Genomic DNA, 25,507 nt, shown 5'->3' on the forward strand with positions numbered 1-25,507 from the left:
AAAAATTATTTCAAGCAGCAAGACGATAAAACATGAACCAAGAAAGGATCCTACACTATGAGTGAAATTGTAATTTTATCTGGGAGTCCGTCCGCCCCCTCACGAACAGATTTAGCGCTAGACTTTATAAAAGGAATCATTGAACAGCACGGATTTAAGGCAACTACTGTAAGCGTACGTGATTTCCCTGAAGGTGACTTAATTCATGCTCGGTACAATAGCCCTGAAATTAAAAAATTTTCTGAGCTGATTGAAAAAGCGGATGGAGTGATTATTGGTTCTCCAGTATACAAGGCTTCTTATACGGGTGTATTAAAAACGGTTATTGATTTACTGCCAGAGGGTGCGTTAAAGAATAAACCTGTTTTACCAATCATGGTTGGTGGAAGTCCGGCACATTTATTGGCAATTGATTATGCATTGAAACCATTAATTGCCGTCTTGAAAGGACAGCCGCTTCAAGGAATCTATATAATAGACAAGAAAATTAACAAAGAAAATTTGTCAGCGCCAATAGAGGATGAAGACCTATTACAACGAATCAGGATTCAAGCAGAAGAGTTTAGGGAAGCGATTCAAAAGGTGCAGGTCATACCCGTTTAAAAAATAACAGCACTTCGGATAGCCCGAAGTGCTGTTTTCATTTCAGGTTAAACTCGTTAAACCAGTGTTTCCACTCCTCAAGACCCCCTTTTATTTGATAAAACGTTAACTCTTCAGGTAAGAAAGCCGCCCCTTCACCACCAATGACAAACGTGATGTCTTTAAAGGAATGTGATAATTTTGTAATCATTTCTTGGATGCTTTCACTGTTCTGTTTAATGGTCATGGAAATGCACACCAATCGGATTTGATTAACCGCAATCATTTTTTCTAAATAGTCTACAGGTGTATTTTGTCCAAGGAAATAGACCTGAACTCCACGTTTATTAAGAAATAGGGAAAACAATAACAGACCTATTTTATGCTGCTCAAGTTCTGGACAAAGAGCGATTGCCCGCACTGCCATCGGCTGCTCCGGTACCTCGATAAGAAAGGATTGAATCCTCCGTTCAAGAAAACTGCTGATTAAGTGTTCCTCCGCAACACTTAGTTTGCCGTCAGCCCATTCGTTCCCAACTTTATGTAGAATAGGGATAAAAATATAATGACAAACTTCTTCAAAATTATACATAGCGAGACTGATGTTAATTAGTTTATCAGCAAGCTTCATTTCGTAATTAATGAGCGCATCAAATAATTCTGTGGAAAAATCCTCAAAACTTCCTCCCTTAATTTGTGGAAGGATTTTTTGTTGATTTTTGGATTCAATTCCCCTCCTTTTTTTTAGAAGCTCCATCGTCTGCCTTAATGAAATCCCTTTTTCTTCCTTTTGTTTTTTGACCCAAATAATATCGTCAATATCTTCAGCAGAATAGAGACGATGCCCTCCATCTGCTCGTTTTGGCTGGATAATTCCGTATCGCGTTTCCCATGCTCGTAATGTGATGGAAGAGATTCCAGTCATTTCAGAGACTTTTTGAATTCCAAACATAATTACTCACTCACTTCCTGTATAACGAATGTATAAGTTTTTACATAAATTGAAGAAAACGATTGTACATATGTTATGCATTCATTATAATAACATTATACAAGACGTGTACATGATTTTTTTAATTTAGGAGGAATAAATGTGAAAATAAATAAAAAGGTTAGTATTATCGGTGCTGGACCAGGAGGGTTGGCATCCGCTATGTTGTTGAGTTCAAAGGGGTTTGACGTCACTGTATTTGAAAAACAACCCTATATCGGAGGGCGCACATCTAGAATTACATTAGGTGATTATTCGTTTGATATGGGGCCGACTTTTTTTATGATGCCTCAATTGTTAGAAGAGTTATTCGAGTCTGTTGATAGAAATTTACATGATTACGTAGAAGTTCAAGAAGTTGATCCGTTATATACCTTGAAATTTGAAGATGGCGTTTCATTTTCTCCCACACGTAAAAGGGAAGAAATGGTCGCGTTACTGAAACAAACCTTTCCAGGTAATGAAAAAGGGTATGAACGCTTTATGACCAGGGAAGCAGAGAAGTTTGATTCCGTCATGAAACTTTTGCAACAGCCGTTTTCAAAGCTGACAGATTATTTGTCTCTTAATATGCTGACTGCTTTACCTAAAATCAATGCTCTCGATACTGTTTACGGACAGCTATCAACCTACTTTACTGATGAACGATTAAAATGGGCCTTTTCTTTTCAAACGAAGTATTTAGGGATGTCTGCCTGGAATTGTCCCGGAACGTTTACGATTCTCTCCTATTTAGAGCATGGATTTGGATTGTTCCACCCAAAGGGAGGGTTGAACCAGTTATGTAAGGCAATGGCAGATGTGACTCTTGAAAATGGCGGCACGATTAAAACCGGTACTGGCGTCAAAAAGGTTATAGTTAAAAATGGTGTGGCTGTTGGGTTACATTTAGAAAATGGGAAATAGTTGAAACAGATGATGTCATTATCAATGCAGATTTTGGTCATGCAGCTACCCATCTTTTTGAACAAAAAGATTTGAAGAAATACCGTAAAGAAAAAATTGAAAGAAAAAACTATCGTGCTCAACGTTTATGCTTTATTTAGGCATTGATGCAGAGGTAGATCTACCACATCATATGATTTTGTTTGCGAAGGATTATAAAAAAAATGTCGATGAAATGACAAAAGAAATGGTGTTATCTGCTGATCCATCTATCTATGTACATAATCCTTCTCGTATAGATCCTACACTTGCTCCGCAAGGTAAATCTGCCTTAATGGTTCTAATGCCGGTTCCCAACCTTCAGGCCGACATTAATTGGGAAACAGAAAAAGAGACGATTAAAGAAGCTATGCTCAAGCGGCTGGAACAGGAGCCAGGGTTGCATGATATTCGTAATCTTATTGAAACAGAACGAATCATTACTCCGCTAGATTGGCAGAATGATATTTACGTGTATAAAGGGGCTACCTTCAGTTTTGCACACAGCCTTGATCAGATGATGTATTTGCGTCCGCATAATCAATTTGAAGATGTTCAACATTGTTTTTTAGTAGGGGGAGGTACACATCCAGGAAGCGGACTGCCCACTATATTTGAATCCGCAAAAATCAGCAGTGATTTATTAATCAAGCAGTATCAACACAAAGAGCGAATTCAAAAAACTCTCAATACTGAAAAGGGAGTGAAGATGGTATGAAGATCGCTGTCATTGGAGCTGGCGTTGGGGGGATGACCTCCGCTTTATTATTAGCGAAACAAGGCAAACAAGTTACCATCTATGAAAAAGAAGCGGTGGTTGGAGGCCGACTTGCTTACCAAGGAAACGGTCGTTATCAAATTGACCAGGGGCCGACGATTATTCTCCTGCCTGAGATGCTAAAAGAAATCCTTTCAGAAGCAGGCATACCGAGTAGTGCATTAGAGTTAATTTCGTGTGAACCGCTTTATGATTTGCATTATTCGGATGGAAGTACGTATACAAAATACCGAGATTTACCTCGTCAGCTTGAAGAAATTGAAAAGGTATTTCCTGGTGAAGGGGCTCATTACTTACGTTATCTTTCCGATATGTCAGAGATTTTTACAATTGGGGTGGATAGTTTTTTAAGCAAGTCGTTTAAAACAAAGCGAGATTTTTTAACGCCTGAAAACATCAAACTGTTGTTGCAATCACGAGCCTATAAATCTATGAAACAATTTTTAGCTTCTTATTTTGACCATTCAAAACTGCAAGATGCCTATGCATTACAATCTCTCTATATTGGAGGATCACCACTAGAAGCCCCTGCACTATATGGATTAGTTTCGTATAGTGAACATGCCCATGGAATTTGGTATTTGAAAGGAGGCTATGCCGGCCTTGCAGCAATTCTTGAAAAAGCATGTCTTGAACAAGGAGTGACTATTCATCGTGAAGCAAAGGTTGAGGAGATATTGGTCGAACAAAATGTTTGTAAGGGTGTGAAAGTCAATCAAACTACCAATTTATATGATGCAGTGGTATTTAACGGAGATTTCCCAAACCTTCCTGGATTAATTCCAGACAACAAACATGTTAAGAAAAAAGACTACACGCCATCTTCAGGGTGTGTGCTCATTTATTTAGGTGTTACAAAGAGATTCCCTTCGGCAAAAACCCATCAATTTTTCATGGCCGATTCATTCGATGACCATATGGAACAGGTTTTTAAGACAAAACAGGTGCCGGAGGATCCTTCCTTTTATGTCTTCAATCCAGTGAGTATTGATGAAGAGGCAGCACCTGCTAACGAAAGCGTCCTCTACTTTCTCATCCCTGTACCATCTGGTCAGGAAATTGACTGGGATCAAATAAAGGATGAATTGGTTAGAAAAGTAATCGACAAAGCGGAAACAGCCCTCTTTAAAGGTTTACGAGAACATATTGTCTGGCAGGATATTCGTACGCCAGCTGATTCAATTAAAGATGGACTTTATCAAGGCGGCAGCTTTGGCATTGCCCCAATCCTCATGCAATCCGGTGGATTTAGGCCCCAGGTTAAGCCTTACAAAATTGACCGCTTATATAGTGTCGGTGCATCTGTTCATCCAGGGGGCGGCGTTCCGATTGTGATGCAGGGCTCACGTCTATTAAGTCAACAAATTAAAAAGGAGCTGGGCTAATGAAAAACTCTGCCGTAATGCGTGCATGTGAAGAAATGATGAAGAAAGGATCTGCCAGCTTTTACAGTGCCTTTCAACATTTAGACTATCCTAAACGCGAGGGGGTCTTTGTTATCTATGCTTTTTGTAGAATGATTGATGATTCAGTTGATGAACCCGAACAATCGCCTTACACATTAATCGAATTAAAAGAAAAATTTACCCACTTGGAGTTTGCCAGTGGACATTTTATCTGGCCTTCACTAAGGTGGCTTTTCAAAGAGCCATTTTATAAACAAATGCAAGGTCAAGCATCTGATTTGAACTTTATGAAGTACACCAGCATGAAGGAATTAGAAGTTTATTGTGAACAGGTGGCAGGATCGGTCGGACAAATGCTGCTGCCGGTCCTTCATGACCAGCCAACTAAAGAAATTGAGGAAGCGGGAATCTATCTGGGGAAAGCGATGCAAATTGTCAATATTATACGTGATGTTGGCGAAGATCAGGAAAGAAGCAGAAGATATATCCCAAAACAGTTAATGGATAAGCATGGCTATTCAGATTCAGACTTTTCGCATCGTTTGATCGATGACAACTTTACATCGATGATAAACGAGTTAATGAATCTTGCGGACCGCTGGTTTATTAAAGGAATGACAAAGCTGGAAACGTACCCCGAAAAAAGTGCTTTTTGTGTCCAACTAGCGTCAGGATACTATGCCGCAATTATGGAACAGGTCGTCGTAAACAATTATCAGGTGTACAAAAAACGAGCCATTGTGACTGATAGGAAAAAACAGGAGATTTTTTTGAAAGCTCTCACCAGTTCAGTTAAGGAAGCTTCATGTAGTGTGGTATCACGTGAAGCTTAGGTATCTATTTCTTTGCTGGTATACAGTGGGGTTAGTATTGATGGTGTTTTTTGAGGTGCCGCCTTGGCTTGAATTTTCAAATGGGCTGTTTTTAGTTTTTTATACACTCAGCTTGGTCGAAACGAGTTTATCCGTCTTCGAATCTCGTCGCTTTTTCCTAAGTAAAGCGGTCATAATCGCTAGTATAACCTTTACCATTGAATACATCGGAATTAATACAGGCTTTCCATTTGGTGAGTATTATTATTATCCGACACTTGGTCCATTAGTTTTAGGCGTTCCATTTACGATTGCACTTGCCTGGGTAGGCGTGATTTTAAACAGTTTGCTGCTTTCCAATCAACGCTCAAAGACCATACGGGCCCTGGAAACAGGATTTTGGGTGATCTTGCTCGATTTAATTCTAGATCCAGTGGCATATGTACGAAACTTTTGGCATTGGGAAGCTGAAGGCGGGTTCTTTGGCGTTCCTTTTGTGAATTTTCTAAGCTGGGGAATAATCGCTGCTTGTTTTTCCTTTTTATTTCCCCTACAAAAGATTCCTGCAAGCAACCGTATATGGGCAATACGAATCTATCAATTAATGATACTCTTATTTGGTTTGCTCGCTTGGAAAGAAGAATTACCTATAATTGCAGCTTTAGCGCTATTCATCATTCTTCTTTGTGAAGGGAGGCATCAGCTTGATTACCGCCAAGAAAAGCAGACTCTTTAGCAGCATATTTTATCGTTATCAATCTTGCTATTTACTAAAAAGACATTTTTCAAAGCTATTAATCAAAGGGGAATTCGATTATCATTCATCACTTCCCGTACTATACATTGCTAATCATTGTTCATGGTGGGATGGATTACTCATATTCCAGCTTGCCCAACAGTACTCAGTAAACGAGCAATATATGATGATGGATGAAGAGGGGCTTAAAACTTATCCGTTTTTTCGTAAGCTTGGTGCATTTTCGGTTGATCGGAAGAATGGCAGTCAATTACGACAAAGCATGAAATATGCAGAAAACCTCTTAAAAGATAAGCATAATGTGTGGTTATTTCCTCAAGGAGAAATTGTTCACCAAGAGCAAAGACCACTTATTTTTGAGAGCGGGGCAGGCTTTCTCATTAATCGCTTTGATGATGTGGCCGTTAAGCCTGTTAGTATATATTATTCCTTTAGTCAGCTTCAAAAACCAACAGCATCACTTGTATTTGGTGAGGCCATTCATATCAAAGGAAAGCAAACTGAACGTGGCGCCTTGACGATGCAGCTTGCAAGTATTCTTGCAGAACAGCTGAATACTCATCGAGAGACTGCTATAGCGGATATCGACTATTCACAACATGAAGCCTTTGTGCCGGCGTTTAAACAGGGAAAATCAACGAGTGATTTATATAATGGTTGGAAAAGAGGAGGGAAGAAATGACACTGTTTCTCATAATAATTGGCGGCACCTTACTTCTTCAATTCCTTTTTGTTTGGTGGAATTTACGACAATTTCCTCGCTTAGCCCATGTAGAAAAAAATAGAACTAATCCTTCTTTATCGATCTTAATTCCAGCCCGCGATGAAGCCGACAGAATTGAGGCTTGCTTACTATCTATTCTCAATCAAACGATGCTTCCATCAGAAATTTTGGTGCTGAATGATAATTCAAGTGATGAGACAGCTTTCATTGTTAAGGAATTAGCAAAACGTTATCCCATCATTACTTTACTAGAAGGGAAACCGCTTGAACAAGGTTGGCTTGGAAAGTCCTATGCTTGTCATCAACTCGCATTGGCAGCAAAATCAAACTGGTATTTATTTTTAGATGCAGATGTCAGATTGGAACAAAATGCGATGGAAGCAATCTCTATTTTAACCAAACAAGAAAAGGGGATGATTTCAGGCTTTCCAAAGCAACAAGTTGATAGCTGGCTGGAAAAAATCGTTGTCCCAATGATGATGTTTTTGGTGGCATGTCATCTGCCAGTCAAGCTGGTTCGTGCATCATCGGACCCTCGGTTTGCTGCTGCTCATGGCGGATTTATTCTAATTGAACAAAGGGTGTACATGCAAATTGGCGGTCATTCCGCTATCCGGTCTACGCTCATTGATGATATTGAACTAGCAAGGTTGGTAAAAAAACACGGCTTATCTTTTACTCTCGCACAAATCAGTGAATATGTATCAATGAAAATGTACCAAAACGCTGCAGAGGTGTGGAGCGGATACCGCAAGAATATTTTTCAAGGCGTTAATCGCAATTTCATTCTCCTTTTTCTTGTTTTTGGCTACTACAGTCTGTTGTATCTTGTCCCGCCAATCCTCGTGATAATTGGGATAATGTCTAATTCTGCACTTATTTATCCTGGAATCATTTTTATGATAGTTGGGGCTGCTATTAAAGCAATAATCGATTGCGCTAACCGATTACCTTGGTATTATGGCTTCTTAATTCCACTCAGCATTTGTATGGTAATCGTAATCGGTTTAGATAGTGTGCGCATCGCTTGGTCGAAAAAAGGATACCTATGGAAAGGGCGGAGCTATACATGAAGAAAGTTATAATCATTGGGGGAGGTCTTGGCGGGCTTTCATGTGCGATTTCGCTTGCTGCAAATGGGTACCAGGTAACAATAGTTGAAAAAGAAGCGACGCTTGGTGGGAAGTTGAAGCGAATAGAAGAAGACGGCTATACGTTTGATTTAGGTCCTAGTACGATTACGATGCTTTCGGCCTTCGAAGAAGTATTTCAACAAGCTGGAAGAAAGATTGACGATTATTTGCACTTCTATCGAATTAACAACATGACCCGACATTTTTTTAGTGATGGTCATTTACTTGATCTTACCGATAAAACGGAAGAAATGGAACAGCAAATCTCTGAATATAGTATAAGTGATGCCAAACAGTACCGAGCCTTTCTAGAACACTCTCAGAAGCTGTACCGAATCTCTGAAAAACGTTTTTTAAATACACTATTACTGCGTTGGCAGGATCGTATAAATCTACATTTGCTAAAAAGCTTTGTGCAAATAAAACCGTTCACGTCGATGACTCAAAGTCTATCCTCCTTTTTTAGTCACGGTAATTCACAGGCTCTTTTTGGCAGGTATGCAACTTATGTAGGTTCAGCGCCGAATCAAGCTCCGCAGATTTTTACGATGATGGCTTTTCTAGAGGGTAAATTGGGAATTTTCGGTGTGACAGGTGGAACCTACTCGATTGTTTCAGCTTTCGAAAAACTAGCTGTGGAACTTGGAGTTACGATTAAAAAGAGTTGCGAAGTACATAAGATTCATGTTGAATCAGCTACGGTGAAGGGAGTAGAAACGGCAGAGGGCCTATTTGAAACAGATCTTGTGGTTGCTAATGGAGATGCCTTGACCATTTACCAACAGTTAATTGATGAAGCCCACCGGCCATCCATGACTAATCGTAAACTAGCAAGCTATGAGCCTTCCCTGTCAGGGTTTGTCCTTTTATTAGGAGTGAGTAAACAGTATCCACAGCTTGAACATCATAACGTGTTTTTTCCTGAAAACTACCAAGAGGAGTTTAAGGATATCTTCACAAAGAAACAACTCCCAGACAACCCTGCTATATATATTTGTTATTCAGGTAAGTCTGAAGAGAGTCTAGCCCCAACGGGTCATAGTAATCTATTTATTCTCATCAATGCACCATATTTAACCGAGCAATATGCTTTCGATCAAGTTAAAAACGATTATGCTGACAAAATCATTCAAACGTTAGAAAAAAAGGGGTTGAGTAACTTAAGGCAAAACATCATGTATCAAAAAATCATCACACCAGGTGATCTAGCTGCGTATTCCGGCGCTCATAGGGGAGCTATTTATGGCATGTCCTCTAATACGTTTACACAAGCTTTTTCCAAAATTAAAAATAAGTCTAAAGATATCAAAAACCTATGGTTTGTTGGAGGCAGTACTCATCCTGGCGGGGGCACCCCGATTGTGACAAAATCAGGTCAGCTTGTTGCTAAAGAGATTATGAGGGAATAGATACTTTAGTCAGCTTGTATTATACTAGAGGGACTTATAGTCAAAGGAGTAGAATATGGATTATATTCCAGATCATCTTGATAACAACTTACTCATCCTTTTTATCGGTTTTAACCCAAGTATACGTTCAGGAGAAGAGGGACATCACTATGCAAATCCCGCCAATCGATTTTGGAAGATTCTCCATGATTCAGGCTTAACATCAAGCAGGTATTTACCTGAAGAAGATGCATCCCTGCTGGAGCTTGGGTATGGGTTCACGAATATTGTATCGAGACCCACAGTGGGAGCAGCGGATATTACGAAAGAAGAATACATGATTGGACGGCAGCAATTGAAAGAAAAAATCGAGCTATTTAAGCCTAAATACGCTTGCTTCGTAGGCAAGGGTGTTTATCAGGAATATTCAGGAAAGAAAAAGGTGGACTGGGGTTTTCAACACCCGTCAATCGTGCCTGGCACCATCGACTTTGTCGCGCCTTCATCAAGTGGATTGGTACGAATGAAAGTAGCGGAGGTAACAGATATATACCGAAAACTCGCCGATGCATTGAAACTAAAGTGAGGAAACCAGTTAGCTTTCGGGCCGACTGGTTTTTATTTTTAAAAAGTATTAAATTGTTTTAGGTATGACCGATACAATATATATAAGGACCATATACCTAGTTCACTGTCCGTATAGACCATCGATTCTTAGCCAAAGGTGTAGGCAAGTGTTCATTTTAGTGGAATATCCTTTCCTTGATTATCAAATGAACATGTATCTACATAAACTATTACATGTAAATCAACATGTTCGGACTTTTTTTATTCACTAATTGAAAGCGCTTTAATAAGCGGTAAAAGCTGATAATAAATGGGGGTGTCTAGCATGAAATTAAATGATGCGCTTGATGTATTAGATCGAATGCGTCTTCCCAATGGTGCATATACAGCGAGTATCTCACAAGATTATAATTATGTTTGGATACGTGATGTGGTCTATACGGTACTGCCTTTTTTACAAAGTCCTTCTGAACGGTATGAAAAAGCTTATCATGCTTTGTTTGATCTTTTTAAAACGTATGAATGGAAAATTGATATACATCGTGAAAAGAAACCTATGTATCTCTTTGAACACATTCATTCCCGGTACTCGACTGAATTAAAGGAAATCAGTCAAGAGTGGGGGCATGCGCAGAATGATGCGTTAGGAGCCTTCTTATGGGGTGTTGGGGAGGGCATACGGCAAGGGCAAAAAATTATTCGAGATGAGAAAGATCTCTTGATGGTTCAAAAATTAGTAGACTATCTAGAGTGTTTACAGTACTGGGAAGCACATGATAATGGAATGTGGGAAGAAAATATTGAATTGCATGCTTCAAGTGTGGGAGCCTGTGTAGCGGGTCTACACTCGGTGAAAATGCTGGTTAATGTCAACGAAGAATTAATTCAAAAGGGTGAAGAAACATTGCGTTTTCTCTTACCACGAGAAAGCATAACCAAAGAGACAGACCTTGCTCTCTTGTCACTTGTTTATCCTTATAGAATTGTTGATCGGAAAACAGCACTAAAAATTGTGGAAATGGTTTCTCAAAAGCTGGAGCGGACAAATGGCGTTATTCGGTATGCCCATGATCAATATTATAATGAAGGCAGCGAAGCAGAATGGTGTTTTGGTCTTCCTTGGCTGGGCTTATGTTATTTTGAATTAGGCATGTATGAGAAAGCCTATGAATATGTCATGAAAACAGAACGAATTATTCCTGATAATTGGGAGATCCCGGAACTATATATTGGTGGAATTAATGTGCCAAACGGAAATACACCCCTTGCTTGGTCTGTTTCTCTTTCTTATCTGTTTTTAAATCGAATGAGTATGTCTTCGAATCAATTAATGGGGAATAATTAATATTGATTTATTTAACCAAAAATCCTTCAGAAATGGAGGTTTTTTTGTTTTTCTACTATGTAAGCGTTTAAATATAAAGTTATATCTTTAATTAAAGGATTTTATTTATCGAAGGGCGAATATTTTAGAAGAGAGTAGGGTAAAGAGTAAGAATTACCATTAAATTGGAGGAGGTGTAGGAAATGGAAAAAATGTTCGAGGTACCTAAACAACTTTTTCCGAGTGATTTCGATGTTTATCTTTTTCATGAAGGAACATTGTTCGAGAGTTATAAGATGCTTGGTGCGCATCTGGTTTCAGAGGAAAATCTCCATGGAGTTCGCTTTGCAGTATGGGCACCTCATGCGAAAAATGTGTCTGTAGTGGGGAATTTTAATGCTTGGAATGGCGGTCAAAACCGAATGCAGCGACTAGCCTCTTCGGGGATATGGGTAGGGTTTATTCCAGACCTAAAAAAAGGAGAGATATATAAGTACGAAGTGACTGGTCCAGGCGGACAGAAAGAATTAAAGGCGGATCCATATGCTTTTTATTCAGAGCTTCGGCCGGCAACCGCTTCGGTAGTCTATCCTTTGGATACATATAAATGGAATGACCAAAAATGGATGACAAAACGCAAGAAGACGGATATATACCATAAACCAATGGCCATTTATGAAGTTCACCTTGCCTCATGGAAGCAAAAAGCAAATGGTGATTTTTATACATATCAGGAGCTTGCTGATGAGTTAGTGGAGTATGCAGTTGAGAATGGCTTCACACATATTGAATTAATGCCTGTAATGGAGCACCCGTTTGATGGTTCATGGGGCTATCAGATAACTGGATTTTATTCAGCAACAAGCAGGTATGGTACGCCTGAACAACTAATGTACTTTATTGATCGCTGCCATCAAAGAGATATAGGGGTTATTCTCGACTGGGTGCCGGCACATTTTTGTAAAGATATCCAAGGCCTTGGACGTTTTGATGGTACCCCCCTTTATGAATCGGCGGATCCCCTGCGAGCTGAGAGACCGATTTGGGGGACCTATAGTTTTGATTATAGTAAACCTGAAGTTGTCAGTTTCCTCATTTCAAATGCGATGTTTTGGATGGACGTCTATCATGTTGACGGATTCCGCATCGATGCTGTATCCTCTATTGTTTACTTAAATCATGATAATCCATTACCTGTTAAATTATCCAATCAGTATGGCGGAGATAAGAATTTAGAAGCCATTGCCTTCTTAAAGAAATTGAATGAAACCATATTTCAGAGGTATCCTGGTGTACTGATGATGGCTGAGGAAGCAACCGAATATCCACTCGTAACTGGTCCAACCTCTGCAGGCGGGCTTGGTTTCAATTACAAATGGAATATGGGATGGGCGAATGACATACTTAAATATATGAAGCTTTCTGTAAATGAACGTCCAAAGCATCATCATCTCTTAACTTTTTCCTTTTTTTACGCATTTTCTGAAAATTATGTCCTTCCGTTTTCACATGATGAAATGGTTCATGGAAAACGATCATTAGTCAACAAAATGCCTGGTGACTATTGGCAAAAATTCGCTAATTTACGTCTTTTATTCGGATATTTATTCACACATCCAGGAAAAAAACTTTTATTTATGGGCAGTGAGTTTGGGCAGTTTGACGAATGGAAATATCGGGAAGAAATGGATTGGATGCTTTTGGATTATGAGTCACATTCCAAATTTTTTAACTATTATAAAGAATTAAATAGTTTTTACAGAGAAACGCATTCGTTATGGCGTCTAGATCATGAATCAGAAGGGTTTGAATGGATTGATGCTGATAATGCCGGCCAGAGTGTCATCACCTTTATGCGTCGAGGAAAACGGAAAGGCGATTATTGTTTGGTCGTTTGTAATTTCTCTGATTCTGTATACCGGGACTATAAAATAGGGGTTCCCTCGAGCGGTCAGTATTATGAAGCCTTTACTAGTGATGCAGAATCGTATGGAGGTTCAGGAACGTTCAATGCAGATTTCATTCAGGCGGAGAAGATTCCACACCATAATCAACCATGCAGTATGGAAATAACAGTCCCACCGCTTGGAATGGCCATATTTAGGAAGCAAACAAAAAAACGGCAGAAGGGAGTCAATTTAAATGGCATCTAAAAAATGGGTAGCAATGCTTCTAGCAGGTGGTCAGGGATCGAGACTCGGAGAATTGACAAGTGATTTAGCGAAACCAGCCGTTCCATTCGGCGGTAAATACCGGATTATTGATTTCACATTAAGTAATTGTACACATTCCGGGATTGATACAGTAGGGGTACTGACACAATACCAGCCGCATATCTTAAATTCCTATGTAGGGAATGGTCGTCCTTGGGATCTTGATCGAAATTACGGTGGAGTTGCACTCCTGCCGCCATATAAGGATAAAGATGGTGGTGAATGGTACAAAGGCACAGCAAATGCCGTCTATCAAAATTTTCATTATATTGATACGTATGACCCTGAATATGTACTCGTTATTTCAGGCGACCATATTTATAAAATGGACTATAACAAAATGCTTGCCGCTCATATTGCGAAAGGTGCACATGCAACGGTAGCTGTCATTGAGGTACCGTGGGATGAAGCACACCGCTTTGGGATTATGAATACGGACGATACAGATCAAATTATTGAATTCGACGAAAAACCAAAAAATCCTAAAAATAACCTTGCATCAATGGGGGTTTATCTATTTAACTGGAAACATCTCAAAAAATATTTGACCGAAGATGAAAAAGATATTGGTTCCAGCAACGATTTTGGTAAGGACATTATGCCTAAAATGCTCAATGACGGGGCTAATTTGCAGGCTTATCGATTTAACGATTATTGGAAAGATGTAGGGACGGTTGAAAGCCTATGGGAAGCTCATATGGATATGCTTGAAGAACCGACTGTCTTTGAACTGGAAGATCCAAACTGGCAAATCTACGCAGGAAATGCCAATCATCCACCGCAATATATCTCTGAAGAGGCTGATGTAACACAGTCATTAGTCAATGAGGGATGCATGGTATCGGGCACGGTTGTTCATTCTGTTTTATCTTATAATGTGCAGGTTGGAAGCGGCTCAATCATTAAAGACTCAGTGATCATGCCTAACGTGAAGATTGGCAAAAATGTCACGATTGAGAAGGCAATTATCGGTAGTGATACCGTTATTGAAGATGGAGCTGTTATTGGTGCACATAAAACGGGAATCACACTGATTGGTGAAAATCAAATCATTTCATCAACGTATGCCAAGTCGTAAGTTCATTAAATTAAGGGGGTAGCTTATATGAGTAATGTACTGGGTGTAATTAATCTCGTCAATGAACGACCAATATTAAAAGAGCTGACCCATCATCGTTGTCTTGCTTCTGTACCATTTGGAGGCCGGTACCGGATGATTGATTTTACCATGTCGAACTTTATGAATGTCTGTGTCAGTAAAGTCGCTATTTTTACAAAGGATAAGTACCGGTCAGTAATGGATCATCTCGGTTCTGGAAAGGAATGGGATCTTGATCATCGTTCCCAGGGGTTGTTCATTTTGCCGCCTATTCATCCCGATGAACAAATCAAGGGAGATATTCAACAATTTTTTGATCATCTAGAGTTTTTCAAACGTGCTACGGCTGATACAGTGATTATCGCGCCCGGTCATCATATTAGTAAAATCGATTTTAATGAAGTGGTCCAAGAACACGAAAATTCCGGAGCAGATATCACGGTCCTTTATAAGAATTATGATGGAGAAGCTGTTCAAAAACCAATTTATCATCAGTGTACGCTTGATTCTAGAGGAGAAGTACTTGATATTGAGTTGTATACTTCCCCTGCCACTGGTGATCATGTATGCCTCGAAACGTATGTGATACGGAAACAATTATTAATCGATTTAATAAAGAAATGTGTGGAGAATGAGGAATACGATTTTCTGAAAGATGCAGTAAAAGCTAATCTAAAATCCCTTCAAGTTCAAGGCTATGAATTTGCTGGACATATGCCGTTCATACATTCACTTTCAACGTATCACAAAAGCAATATGGAGTTTCTTAACCCCGATATCATTAACGACTACTTCTACAATTCTTGGGATGTTTTCACAAAGGTAAAGCATGAAGCACCAGCTAAATATGCAATATCTTCAAAAGTGTCTAATTCACTAATCGCAAATGGGTGTTTCATTGAGGGTACGGTTGAAAATAGTATCATTTTTCGCGGTGTAAAAGTGAAAAAGGGTGCGGTCGTTAGAAATAGTATTATTATGCAAAAGGGCGATATTGAAGAAGGTGTTCATATTGACCATGTTATTACCGATAAACAAGTAATTATTACGAAAGAACAAACGATTACGGCCAGGCAGCAGCCCACTGTAATCAAAAAAGGTGAAGTCGTTTAATGGAGGGTCTACGAGCATGAATATCTTATTTGCAGCATCAGAGTGTGCCCCTTTTGTAAAGACAGGGGGACTCGGAGATGTTATTGGCGCTCTCCCTCTATCACTTACCGAAGAAGGAGCAAACGTCAGTGTTGTTTTACCTAAATATGGTGATCTTTCACAGCATTATAAAGATCAAATGGAATGGATAAAGAGTATTGAAGTACCAGTAGGCTGGAGATCAAAATTTTGTGGGATAGAAAAATATGATTATCAGGGGATTACCGTATATTTTCTTGATAATGAATATTATTTTAAACGTCACGGCAGTTATGGGTTTGGGGATGACGGCGAACGTTTCGCTTTCTTCTCTCGAGCTGTACTGGAGGCTTTACCGTATTTTGAGAATCAGCCTGATCTCATTCATTGCCATGATTGGCAGACAGGTCTGATTCCCGTTCTTTTGAAAGCCCATTATGAAAAGCATCCTTTTTATGAAAACATCAAAACGGTCTTTACCATTCATAATTTGCGTTATCAGGGTGTGTACTCAAAATCGGTTTTATCAGACTTATTAGACTTAAGTGAACTTTATTATCATATGGATGGGTTAGAGTTTTATGGAAATGTCAGCTACCTTAAAGCTGGACTAGCTTATGCAGATTGCCTAACGACCGTAAGCAAAACCTATGCAGCTGAAATCCAAACTCCTTATTATGGTGAAAATTTAGACGGTTTCCTTCGTAAAAGAGGAACTGAGTTATCTGGAATTGTTAATGGAATAGATGATTTTTCCTATAATCCTGAGCGTGATGAACAGATTTTTATGCCTTATACGGATAGTGAGGGGAAGATGGCCAATAAAAAGCATCTTCAAGAAATACTTGGGCTTCCGGTACGAGATGACGTTCCCATTATATCAATCGTTACCCGTCTGGTAGATCAAAAGGGAATAGACCTTATTCTCCATATCTTTCATGAAATGATGGGCCAGAATGTACAGTTTGTCGTCTTAGGGACAGGAGAGCAGCGTTATGAGGACTCTTTCAGGTATTTTATGGATGTATATCCTGAGAAAGTGTCCGCTCAACTGTACTTTGATGAAACAATGGCTAGAAAGATTTATGCGGGTTCTGACATGTTCCTAATGCCTTCTGCCTTTGAACCTTGTGGAATCGGACAATTACTGGCATTTCGCTACGGAACATTGCCTATTGTTCGTGAAACAGGGGGATTAAAGGATACGGTTATTCCGTATAATCGATTTACAGGAGAAGGAAATGGCTTTAGCTTTGCTAATTATAATGCTCATGAACTGCTGTATACCATTGAACAGGCAGTTGCCCTATATCGTTTTGAACCTAAAAAGTGGAAAGACCTTGTCGCGCGAGTTATGGCTCTTGATTTTAGCTGGACAGCCTCTTCGCAGCAGTATCTTACGTTATATAAAGATTTAATGGACGGAATATAAAAAAGGACCGTTTTCGGATTGTTCCTGAAAACGGTTCTTTTTATGTTTTCTTTCAAGTTTTTGTAGGGTGTCTTTCTTAGTTTTCGTTTTTCGAACAATTGGAACTAGTTCACCCCAAGTTCCCCGGCTGTTTGTCACATCATACAATCCTTGATTCATGTTTTTCTTTCTTATTTTTGCTGCTCTTGATTTGGTCATTTGCCTCACACTCCCAAGTAATTTTAACTTCTTATTTACTATATAACTATTTTTCTCATATTGTACAGAGTATGTTGGTTTCTATATAGAGGTACAATGGGTATATAATCGTATAGCAATAACTACATAATTTTGAGGGATGATGACATGAGAAGACGCCGCAGTGAGTTTATTTACTTATTAATTTTAGTATTATCTATGTACATGATGGTGTTTAGTACAGCAGGTTTTCTGGTCAAATTGTTTTTTGGGTCATTATATATAATCGCCCTCTTTATCACTTTGTTTTCTTTAATGTTGGAGAATAGATCCTCACATCATACGCTTTTATGGATGGGGATTCTCGTTTTCTTACCCATTGGAGGATACATTTTTTATCTATTTTCTGGTCAGTTATATTTAAAGGGACATCTATTTAAAACGAAACGAAGAAAGGACCGGGCAGAATGGAAGGATCTTGTCAATGATATCACGGACCCCGATTTGTCTTTTTTGAATGACCATCAAAGATGCTTTTCTACTTTTGCCAAAAACACTTCACAAACTTCCTTTAGTACAGGGACGAATACGAAGGTATTAAAAAACGGCAAGGAAACATTTGCAGAAATCATCACGGAATTAGAAAAAGCTCAGGACTATATACATATCGAATACTATATTTTTCGGTCGGATCGAATCGGAAAAAAAGTCATGGAAATATTAAGTGACAAGGCAAGAGCCGGTGTAGAAGTGTTATTTACCTTCGACGCGGCTGGAAGTATGAAGTTAGATAAAAAAGCAATCCAAGATTTGAAAGATGCAGGGGTAAATGTTCAGCCTTTTCTTCCGCTAAAGTATGGTTTCTTTAATCAAAAATTAAATTTCCGAAACCACCGAAAAATTATTATCATTGATGGGAAGGTTGGTTTTGTCGGAGGACTAAATGTTGGGGATGAGTATTTAGGGAAAAATAAAGAAATTGGATTTTGGCGTGATACCCATTTGAAAGTGGAAGGGGAAGCAGTCTACACGCTACATACTGTATTTCTGTTGGACTGGGAATATGTAAGCGGTGAAGATGTACTTACTGAACGTCCACAGCTCAAGCAGACTGATAAAAAGGGGGATGGAGCGGTTCAGGTAGTTGCCAGCGGACCAGACACCCAGCAGGGAATTATGAGTGATTTCTATTATGGGCTATTCTCTTGTGCTACAAAATCCATATGGATTGCTACACCTTATTTTGTACCGAATGAAGCGATACGGGCTGCCTTGAAAGTGGCGGCAAAAAAAGGTGTTCAAGTACGATTAATGATTCCGAAGATTAATGATGGATTTCTTACTCAGTATGCCAGCCGTTCATTTTTTGCGGAACTTCTTAATGAGGGTGTCGAGGTTTATTCCTACACAAAGGGGTTCCTTCATCAAAAGGTCATAATTGTTGATGGGGACATGGCCTCTATTGGTACGGCAAATATGGATATGAGAAGTTTTCATTTAAACTTTGAGGTAAATGTATTCATGTTAGAAAACTCATCGATTGCTGATCTTGTCTCACATTATGAATCAGATATCGCCGACAGTGAACTTGTAGAGTTAAGTGAGTATAAACAACGCAGCTTAGCGGAACGGTCAAAGGAGTCGTTTGCACGGTTATTTTCCGATGTATTATAGGCTCAACGAATAGATTAATGCTTGGATATAGGAAACGGGAGAAATTAATAGTATAGTAGTGTAGTGTCAGAAAAATAATTAGGCAACAAGGAGTTTTTAAGAGGATATGAAGCTGATTTCTTGGAATGTAAATGGAATTCGTGCGTGTGTAGGGAAAGGCTTTCTTGATTATTTCAACACTGTCGATGCGGATATCTTCTGCTTGCAGGAAATAAAAGTACAAGAAGGACAAATTGAGCTGGATTTACCAGGTTATCATCAATATTGGAACTATGCCTTAAAAAAAGGGTATTCTGGTACAGCTATTTTTACTAAAGAAAAACCATTGTCTGTTCGTTACGGAATTGGCATCCGTACGGAAGAACCAGAGGGACGAATTATTACGCTGGAATTCGAGACTTTTTATATGGTTAATGTATATGTTCCAAACGCAAAGCGTGATTTAACTCGTCTGGATTACCGTCTTGAATGGGAAGATGAAATTCGTGACTATCTTCAAGAGCTGGATCAATTGAAACCGGTTGTTTTCTGCGGGGACTTAAATGTTGCCAAGGAAGAGATTGATTTACGAAATGCGAAATCAAACAAAGGTAATTCAGGATTTACAGAAGAAGAACGAGGCAAGCTGACTGATTTATTAGCTTGTGGGTTTGTGGACACCTTCCGTTATTTCTATCCTGAACGGGAAGGCAGTTATTCTTGGTGGTCGTATATGAGTAAAGTTCGTGAACGTAATATTGGCTGGCGAATTGATTATTTCATCGTTTCAACTTCATTAATACCTGTATTAAAGGATGCATCGATCCATTCCGAGGTGCTGGGAAGCGATCATTGTCCAATCTGTCTTGAAATGGATATTCCTGAAAAAACAGCGATAATGAACCTGAAAAGTGGACAGATTATAGAAGTAGAGTGAAAAGAGGAGGATTTAACTTATGAAAACCTTTAATGTGAGCTTCCATCAAGAAGATAATGTGGATGTTATGCAGATTCAAAAATTAACCGAGCAGGAATTTACCACTTCAACTACACGCGGAACACGGCGTTTGTTTGAATTGGACACAAACGTGGGCTATTTCGTGTTCTTTGATGCAGAAGATGATGGAGGAAATATTTCATATCTTGTTCTTCAATATGAAGAAGATAATGAAGAACCGAATGGCTGTTACTCTTTTGAAATGAAAGATTTTTATGAGTTTCTGGCGTTATATACATTAGGTATGAACATGGATGATGAAGAGGATGAAAGTGAAGAAGCAGACCCAATTCATCATTTAGCCCATTTGCTTTATCATATAGTTGAAGAAGGGAATGCGGTCATTCCAGACTAAAGGTAATGAGGGATTGATTGATGGGTACTTGTGAACTTTGCGAGAGGGAAGGTATTGAACTAACCATTCACCACCTCACACCAAGAGAAGAAGGAGGCAGTCACATGCCGACTGCCATGCTTTGTAAAGCCTGTCATAAACAAATTCATGCACTCTATTCAAATCGAGTTCTAGGAATAAGACTTTATACAATCAAGCTTCTCCAAGATGACGAAGAGTTAAAAAAATACCTAAAATGGGTTAAAAAACAACCAGCATCGACAGCTGTGCGAACAAGAAAATCAAAACATAAATACTGAAACGGCTTTCCATCGGAAAGTCGTTTTATTTTTTCAACGGTTTTGTACCGAAAAGTTTCCACCATGATTTCTTATCCTTCCCTGCAGCAGCTTTTCTAAAAGAAGAAACCATATCCTGAAAAGCATCCTCACGATCGCGTATGGCCAACGTTAATTCTTTTAGATTCTGTGTCATGGTTTCCACAAAATGCTCTTGTTCATCATGAAAGACATTGGACACGTTTTGAATTTCTTTATGAGCTTCTTTAACGGTCATTGCAGCCTTACTCATGGTATTGTTATAGTCTTTTGATGATCTAGTAATCTTTTTAGAGAGTCGTTCTATGGTTTCTTCAGAAGCTTTAGTAATGCTCGTTGTGAGTGTTCCATACGTTTCAGAAGTAAGTTCATGTGTATTGATAATCGTATCTGTCAGTCGATTAATTTCTTCCTTCCTCTTTTCATTAGATCGTTGAATTGATTTTGAAACGCTCTGTACCGTGTCTAGTGAGCCGTGATAAATATCATTTTTTAATTCATCCATCATACTTTGGACATTAGCCTGCATAACCTGTTTAATATCAGTCAGTAAATCTTTTTTATATAATTCCATCGCTGAGTAGAACTTTTCAAAGTCCGTTTCTTCTGTTTCTGGGGGACTCGTTTTAAGTTCAGTTGCCGCTTTTTCGGGTAATAAAGTTTCTACAGGACCTGCAGCGGCTTCACTTTCTTCCGAATTTTTTTCTAAAATCATTCGTATCATATCTTTACTCAGATTTTTTGCCCGCATATCCTTAATTTTTTCAAGCATGGAAATTTCTTTTTCCGTATAAAACCTCGCTCCTTGCTTTGAACGGGGAATAGTTAACAAGCCCTTCAAATCTTTTTCCCATTGTCTAATCGTACCAACACCAGTATTAATTCGTTTAGCAACATCTTGTATTGTATAAGCTCTGTTAATCAAATCATTTACCATCATGTCAGCCCCTTATTGAAATAGTTTAAAAAATTAGATGTAGACTATATTCTGCAAACCCTTTTAGATATTCCTGCCGAGTGACAAAAGCTCTTAAAACGTTTGAAAAAACTGCAAGTTTCACAAAAAAAGCAAAAAAAGCCGAAATATAGAGGGGTATATTGGCGTTGTGTTGATTAACAGCAGTTTTTGAAGAAGAAAGATAAAATTTTCTGCTATTTTTGCAGGTAAATAGTTTGATTATTCTGTTAAAAATGTATAATAATAAATAACCACTATTAGTTAATAAGAAAGGATTGATGGGTATTACGACCATTTGTTTAGTAAGGCATGGAGAGACGGATTGGAATGCTTGTGGCAGGTTACAGGGAAAGACGGATATTCCCCTAAACGATAATGGAAGAACCCAGGCTAACCAATGTGGAATGTATCTAGCTAAATCAGATTGGGATGTTATTATATCCAGTCCGCTTAAACGGGCGGTAGAAACAGCCGAAATTATCAGTTCGTACATCGTACAACCGACAATCCTGACGATGGTGGAATTTATTGAACGTGATTATGGCGATGCGGAAGGAATGACGTTTGCAGAAAAACGGATGGCTTATCCTGATAAACAATATCCAAATAAAGAGAAGCGGGAGCTTTTTGATAACCGAATCATGGATGGATTATGCAAAATCCAAGAAGCTTACAAGAATAAACGAGTTATTTTAGTGGCTCATGGAGCTGTTATTAAGGCATTATTAAATGGGTTATCTTCCGGAATCATTGAAACCAATCATACACGATTGCAGAATGCTTGTTTAAGTAAAATAGAATTTCAGTTTAACAGCTGGAACATACACGAATTTAATCAAACCGCACACCTGTTATAATAGACTAATCAAACGAAAAAGGACTGGAATAGACATGTCACAAAAAACAGCATTAGTCTTAGGCGCTACAGGAATGGTTGGTACGGAACTTGTCAAACTAATCAGCGCAAAAAAGTATTATCAGACCATTAATCTGCTGACCCGACGGCCGATTAATCTCTCGGATCAGACGATAAATCAGCAGGTTATTGATTTTGAACAACTCGAAAAATATGCAGATTTGTTCCAAGTACAAGATGTTTATATTTGTTTAGGAACCACTATAAAAGCGGCAAAAACCAAAGAAGCGTTCCGGAAGGTGGATTATGAGTATGTCGTGGAAGCAGCTAAACTAGCTAAGCGGGGAAACATAGAAAAACTGTTACTCATTACAGCTGCTGGTGCTGATCCAAAGTCTCGCGTATTCTACAGCCGTGTCAAAGGAGAGGTAGAGGAAACCCTAAAAAGCATGAAATTACACTCACTTCATATATTTAAACCTTCTTTGCTGCTTGGTGATCGAAAAGAATTCAGGCTAGGTGAGGCAGTGATGGGAAAAGCAAGCGGCATTCTTACGAAAATCATGATTGGCCCTTTACGGCCATACCGCCCCATTCATGCCGCGACCGTTGCAGCTGCTATGTTTAAATCCGCCCAGACTGACCAACTAGGGATGCACGTTTATCCGTCAAAAGAGATTGAGCGAATGGGTTCAAGTTAACCATGGTACAACTAAATAGCACGGAAACATTGGTTCCGTGCTTTATAAACAGGAATGGAGGTTCTTATGTTTGACTCATTAATTAATGAAGAAGTGTTGAATAATAAGCCTCATTATGAAAGGAAAATTCGTGAAAACTGGGAGTACTTAATAGAAACAGGGAAGTTTCCTAAAAACCAGCGAACTACGATAACATCATCTTGGAAAAGATGTCTTCAGTATGGGCTTGATCCTTTAAGCCATTCAGTCCCCCTCCATAATGAATCAATTTCATGCCAAGAAAGAGAAGAAGAAAACCATTTATTAACGGATATTGCGATTCCTCTGACAGCACAAATCATCAAATCAAGATCAAATGAAGAGCTTGTGCTGGGATTGATTAACGCCGAAGGAAACCTCATTCATCTATCTGCGAGCCATAGTATTAAAAATCAAATACCCTTAGGATCGAACTGGTTGGAAGAAAATCAGGGAACAAATGCTGCCGGAACAGCTCTTTTTGAACAGAAACCATTGCAAATATTTGCAGAGGAACATTTTTGTAGAAATTTACATCATCTATTTACTTCCGCAGCCCCTATTCGAGATCCCTTCACACGAGAAGTTATCGGTGTCTTAACACTGGCAAAAGAAAAAAATACTATGGGAGTTCAGGACCTATTCAGTACAGTTACCATTGGACATAAGATTGAACGGCAAATAAGTGATACCTTGATAAAGCATAATAACTTTGCCCTGCAATCGCTGTTTAATAATTCGAAAGCTCCGTTTACCGTTTTTAATAATGCTGGGCGAATAACCTTTTTTAATCAAGCGGCCCAACAGGCTTTTTTGCTGAAAATAGGCGATGCATTCTCTACCTTCATTGAAGGCAATCCATTTGTGACACAAACAGATAATCTCTTTACTAAATACGGAGTAGAATGGAAAATAAGGGTGCAGCCGTACAAAATAGGCGCTAATTTATACGGAGGAATTGCCGTATTTGATCAAGTTAATAGGAGAGATGCTCCTTCAAAAAGAAAAAGAGAGGGAACAAGATACCAGTTTTCCTCCATTATCACGGAGCATCAGGACATGCATAAAGTTATCTCATTAGCTAAAAAAGCCGCACTTTACGAAAAGCCTGTTCTACTTACGGGTGAGACAGGTACGGGAAAAGAAATGTTTGCTCAATCTATACACGCTCATGGAACCCGTCAAGGAGCATTTGTCGAAATTAATTGTGGTGCTGTTACACGTGAGCTGGCTGCTAGTGAAATGTTTGGCTATACAGGGGGTGCCTTTACAGGTTCTAATCCCAAGGGCAATCCTGGTAAATTTACATTAGCCCATCAAGGAACCATTTTTTTAGATGAAATTGGAGACCTGCCGCTTGAAGCACAAGCATTTTTATTGAGGATTTTAGAAGAAAGAACGGTGGTACCAGTAGGCGGAAGCAAGCCGGTACCGGTTGATATACAGGTCATTGCCGCTACCAATAAAAACTTACTGCAGGAAGTGAATGCGGGAAACTTTAGAGAAGATTTATATTATCGTTTAAATGTGATTCATCTTCGCATTCCACCAGTAAGACAGCGAAGGGGCGATATTCAGATCCTGGTTAAGCATTTTCTCAACCAGCAAAGGGGCCACGCTAAACCATTAACGATTAGTGAAGAAGTGAAAGATTTCTTTGACGCCTTTCCATGGCCGGGAAATGTTCGTCAGTTGAAAAATACAATTGAACACGCCGCATTTTATGCAGAAGGAACAGAGATTACTATAAATGATTTGCCGGAAGACATGTTTGCAGAGGAAGGCGGAGCTGGAGATAGTTATACTCGAAATAAAACGGTAAAAAATCAGTTTACTCATCAAGAACTAATTCGTGCACTTCAAAATAATGAGGGCAATATTACCAAGACAGCTCAATTTCTCGATGTTTCTCGGGTTACTATCTACAGGAAGCTTAAAGAAATTAATGAAATGAAGCTCAATCAATGAACAGTTACACTGTTACACAATTATGGTTTACACCGTTACACTGTTACATGATACAGAATACCGATAAAAGAAGGGTATATAGGTATTTTAGTAACCGCTTACATTATTTTGTCTGTTGGCATAGTTATTGCATATTATTTAGATAGAAAGAGGAGGGGTGGTCAAAACAAAAGGAAACCTGAATTTTACATAAATAGTCGTTTGGTGCAGGCAATACACATAATCAACGAAACTACTCGCAAAATA

At 38.9% G+C, this 25,507-nt stretch carries 23 protein-coding genes and 1 pseudogene; 21 read left to right on the forward strand and 3 right to left on the reverse strand.

Features of this window, described 5'->3' with window-relative positions; genetic code table 11:
* Positions 1–57 precede the first annotated feature (57 nt).
* Positions 58–603 carry an NADPH-dependent FMN reductase gene (ssuE, locus tag WYK_RS16470; RefSeq protein WP_040375568.1) on the forward strand — a complete coding sequence of 182 codons (546 nt, stop codon included), beginning with the start codon at positions 58–60 and terminating at the stop codon, positions 601–603.
* A 37-nt stretch (positions 604–640) separates the two neighbouring features.
* On the opposite strand, the gene WYK_RS16475 is transcribed toward ssuE, so the two are convergent.
* Positions 641–1,534 (reverse strand): MerR family transcriptional regulator, encoded by an 894-nt coding sequence (locus WYK_RS16475; protein ID WP_040375569.1) that lies wholly within the window; start codon positions 1,532–1,534, stop codon positions 641–643.
* A gap of 147 nt (positions 1,535–1,681) precedes the next feature.
* Between WYK_RS16475 and WYK_RS23410 the strand changes: the two are divergent.
* The 13 genes and pseudogenes from WYK_RS23410 to glgA all read left to right on the forward strand — a co-directional run bounded on the left by WYK_RS23410 (position 1,682) and on the right by glgA (position 17,261).
* Positions 1,682–3,215, forward strand: a pseudogene (locus WYK_RS23410) (phytoene desaturase family protein).
* A complete protein-coding gene (locus tag WYK_RS16490; RefSeq protein ID WP_040375571.1) occupies positions 3,212–4,660 on the forward strand; it encodes a phytoene desaturase family protein in 1,449 nt (482 codons plus the stop codon). Before WYK_RS23410 ends, WYK_RS16490 begins: the two are co-directional and overlap by 4 nt.
* A complete protein-coding gene (locus WYK_RS16495) occupies positions 4,660–5,514 on the forward strand; it encodes a phytoene/squalene synthase family protein (RefSeq protein ID WP_040375572.1) in 855 nt (284 codons plus the stop codon). The genes WYK_RS16490 and WYK_RS16495 overlap by 1 nt, the downstream gene beginning before the upstream one ends.
* Positions 5,515–5,554: 40 nt before the next feature.
* A complete protein-coding gene (locus WYK_RS16500; protein WP_051387599.1) occupies positions 5,555–6,229 on the forward strand; it encodes a carotenoid biosynthesis protein in 675 nt (224 codons plus the stop codon).
* Positions 6,198–6,932 (forward strand): lysophospholipid acyltransferase family protein, encoded by a 735-nt coding sequence (locus WYK_RS16505; RefSeq protein ID WP_040375573.1) that lies wholly within the window; start codon positions 6,198–6,200, stop codon positions 6,930–6,932. The genes WYK_RS16500 and WYK_RS16505 overlap by 32 nt, the downstream gene beginning before the upstream one ends.
* Entirely contained in the window at positions 6,929–8,047 is a 1,119-nt protein-coding gene (locus WYK_RS16510; protein WP_040375574.1) for a glycosyltransferase family 2 protein, read from the forward strand. The genes WYK_RS16505 and WYK_RS16510 overlap by 4 nt, the downstream gene beginning before the upstream one ends.
* Positions 8,044–9,516 (forward strand): phytoene desaturase family protein, encoded by a 1,473-nt coding sequence (locus tag WYK_RS16515; RefSeq protein ID WP_040375575.1) that lies wholly within the window; start codon positions 8,044–8,046, stop codon positions 9,514–9,516. Before WYK_RS16510 ends, WYK_RS16515 begins: the two co-directional genes overlap by 4 nt.
* Positions 9,517–9,571: 55 nt before the next feature.
* Complete coding sequence (locus WYK_RS16520; protein ID WP_040375576.1) at positions 9,572–10,081, forward strand: mismatch-specific DNA-glycosylase; 510 nt, start codon at positions 9,572–9,574, stop codon at positions 10,079–10,081.
* A 306-nt stretch (positions 10,082–10,387) separates the two neighbouring features.
* Positions 10,388–11,407, forward strand: coding sequence for a glycoside hydrolase family 15 protein (locus WYK_RS16525; RefSeq protein ID WP_040375577.1), 1,020 nt, complete (start codon positions 10,388–10,390; stop codon positions 11,405–11,407).
* 182 nt (positions 11,408–11,589) lie between these two features.
* Positions 11,590–13,539 carry a 1,4-alpha-glucan branching protein GlgB gene (gene glgB, locus WYK_RS16530; RefSeq protein ID WP_040375578.1) on the forward strand — a complete coding sequence of 650 codons (1,950 nt, stop codon included), beginning with the start codon at positions 11,590–11,592 and terminating at the stop codon, positions 13,537–13,539.
* Positions 13,529–14,677 carry a glucose-1-phosphate adenylyltransferase gene (locus tag WYK_RS16535; RefSeq protein ID WP_040375579.1) on the forward strand — a complete coding sequence of 383 codons (1,149 nt, stop codon included), beginning with the start codon at positions 13,529–13,531 and terminating at the stop codon, positions 14,675–14,677. Before glgB ends, WYK_RS16535 begins: the two co-directional genes overlap by 11 nt.
* Positions 14,678–14,704: 27 nt before the next feature.
* Positions 14,705–15,811 (forward strand): glucose-1-phosphate adenylyltransferase subunit GlgD, encoded by a 1,107-nt coding sequence (glgD, locus tag WYK_RS16540; RefSeq protein WP_040375580.1) that lies wholly within the window; start codon positions 14,705–14,707, stop codon positions 15,809–15,811.
* A gap of 16 nt (positions 15,812–15,827) precedes the next feature.
* On the forward strand, positions 15,828–17,261 hold the full coding sequence (gene glgA, locus WYK_RS16545; protein WP_040375581.1) for a glycogen synthase GlgA: 1,434 nt from the start codon (positions 15,828–15,830) through the stop codon (positions 17,259–17,261).
* On the opposite strand, the gene WYK_RS16550 is transcribed toward glgA, so the two are convergent.
* Complete coding sequence (locus WYK_RS16550; protein WP_040375582.1) at positions 17,244–17,459, reverse strand: hypothetical protein; 216 nt, start codon at positions 17,457–17,459, stop codon at positions 17,244–17,246. The two genes, glgA and WYK_RS16550, sit on opposite strands and share 18 nt — an antisense overlap.
* 147 nt (positions 17,460–17,606) lie before the next feature.
* Between WYK_RS16550 and cls the strand changes: the two genes are divergently transcribed.
* The 4 genes from cls (at position 17,607) to WYK_RS16570 (ending at position 20,742) form a co-directional block, all read left to right on the forward strand.
* The gene (cls, locus tag WYK_RS16555; RefSeq protein WP_040375583.1) at positions 17,607–19,112 is read left to right on the forward strand and encodes a cardiolipin synthase; all 1,506 of its coding nucleotides are present in this window, start codon (positions 17,607–17,609) and stop codon (positions 19,110–19,112) included.
* A 106-nt stretch (positions 19,113–19,218) separates the two neighbouring features.
* On the forward strand, positions 19,219–20,028 hold the full coding sequence (locus WYK_RS16560; RefSeq protein WP_051387601.1) for an exodeoxyribonuclease III: 810 nt from the start codon (positions 19,219–19,221) through the stop codon (positions 20,026–20,028).
* 19 nt (positions 20,029–20,047) lie between these two features.
* Complete coding sequence (locus WYK_RS16565) at positions 20,048–20,443, forward strand: hypothetical protein (protein ID WP_040375584.1); 396 nt, start codon at positions 20,048–20,050, stop codon at positions 20,441–20,443.
* A 20-nt stretch (positions 20,444–20,463) separates the two neighbouring features.
* A complete protein-coding gene (locus tag WYK_RS16570) occupies positions 20,464–20,742 on the forward strand; it encodes an HNH endonuclease (RefSeq protein WP_040375585.1) in 279 nt (92 codons plus the stop codon).
* Positions 20,743–20,767: 25 nt separating this feature from the next.
* Here the strand turns inward: WYK_RS16570 and WYK_RS16575 are convergent, their stop codons facing one another.
* Complete coding sequence (locus tag WYK_RS16575; RefSeq protein WP_081704925.1) at positions 20,768–21,700, reverse strand: MerR family transcriptional regulator; 933 nt, start codon at positions 21,698–21,700, stop codon at positions 20,768–20,770.
* Between the two features lie 302 nt (positions 21,701–22,002).
* On the opposite strand from WYK_RS16575, the gene WYK_RS16580 reads away from it, so the two are divergent.
* From WYK_RS16580 to WYK_RS16590, 3 genes are all read left to right on the forward strand, one after another.
* Positions 22,003–22,575, forward strand: a complete 573-nt coding sequence (locus WYK_RS16580; protein WP_040375608.1) for a histidine phosphatase family protein — start codon at positions 22,003–22,005, stop codon at positions 22,573–22,575.
* Between the two features lie 34 nt (positions 22,576–22,609).
* Entirely contained in the window at positions 22,610–23,275 is a 666-nt protein-coding gene (locus WYK_RS16585) for an NAD(P)H-binding protein (RefSeq protein WP_040375587.1), read from the forward strand.
* 66 nt (positions 23,276–23,341) lie between these two features.
* Positions 23,342–25,261 carry a sigma-54-dependent Fis family transcriptional regulator gene (locus WYK_RS16590; protein WP_040375588.1) on the forward strand — a complete coding sequence of 640 codons (1,920 nt, stop codon included), beginning with the start codon at positions 23,342–23,344 and terminating at the stop codon, positions 25,259–25,261.
* The last annotated feature ends 246 nt before the right edge of the window (positions 25,262–25,507 follow it).

Source organism: Peribacillus psychrosaccharolyticus ATCC 23296 (assembly GCF_000305495.1).
In the GTDB taxonomy this organism is placed as follows: domain Bacteria; phylum Bacillota; class Bacilli; order Bacillales; family DSM-1321; genus Peribacillus; species Peribacillus psychrosaccharolyticus.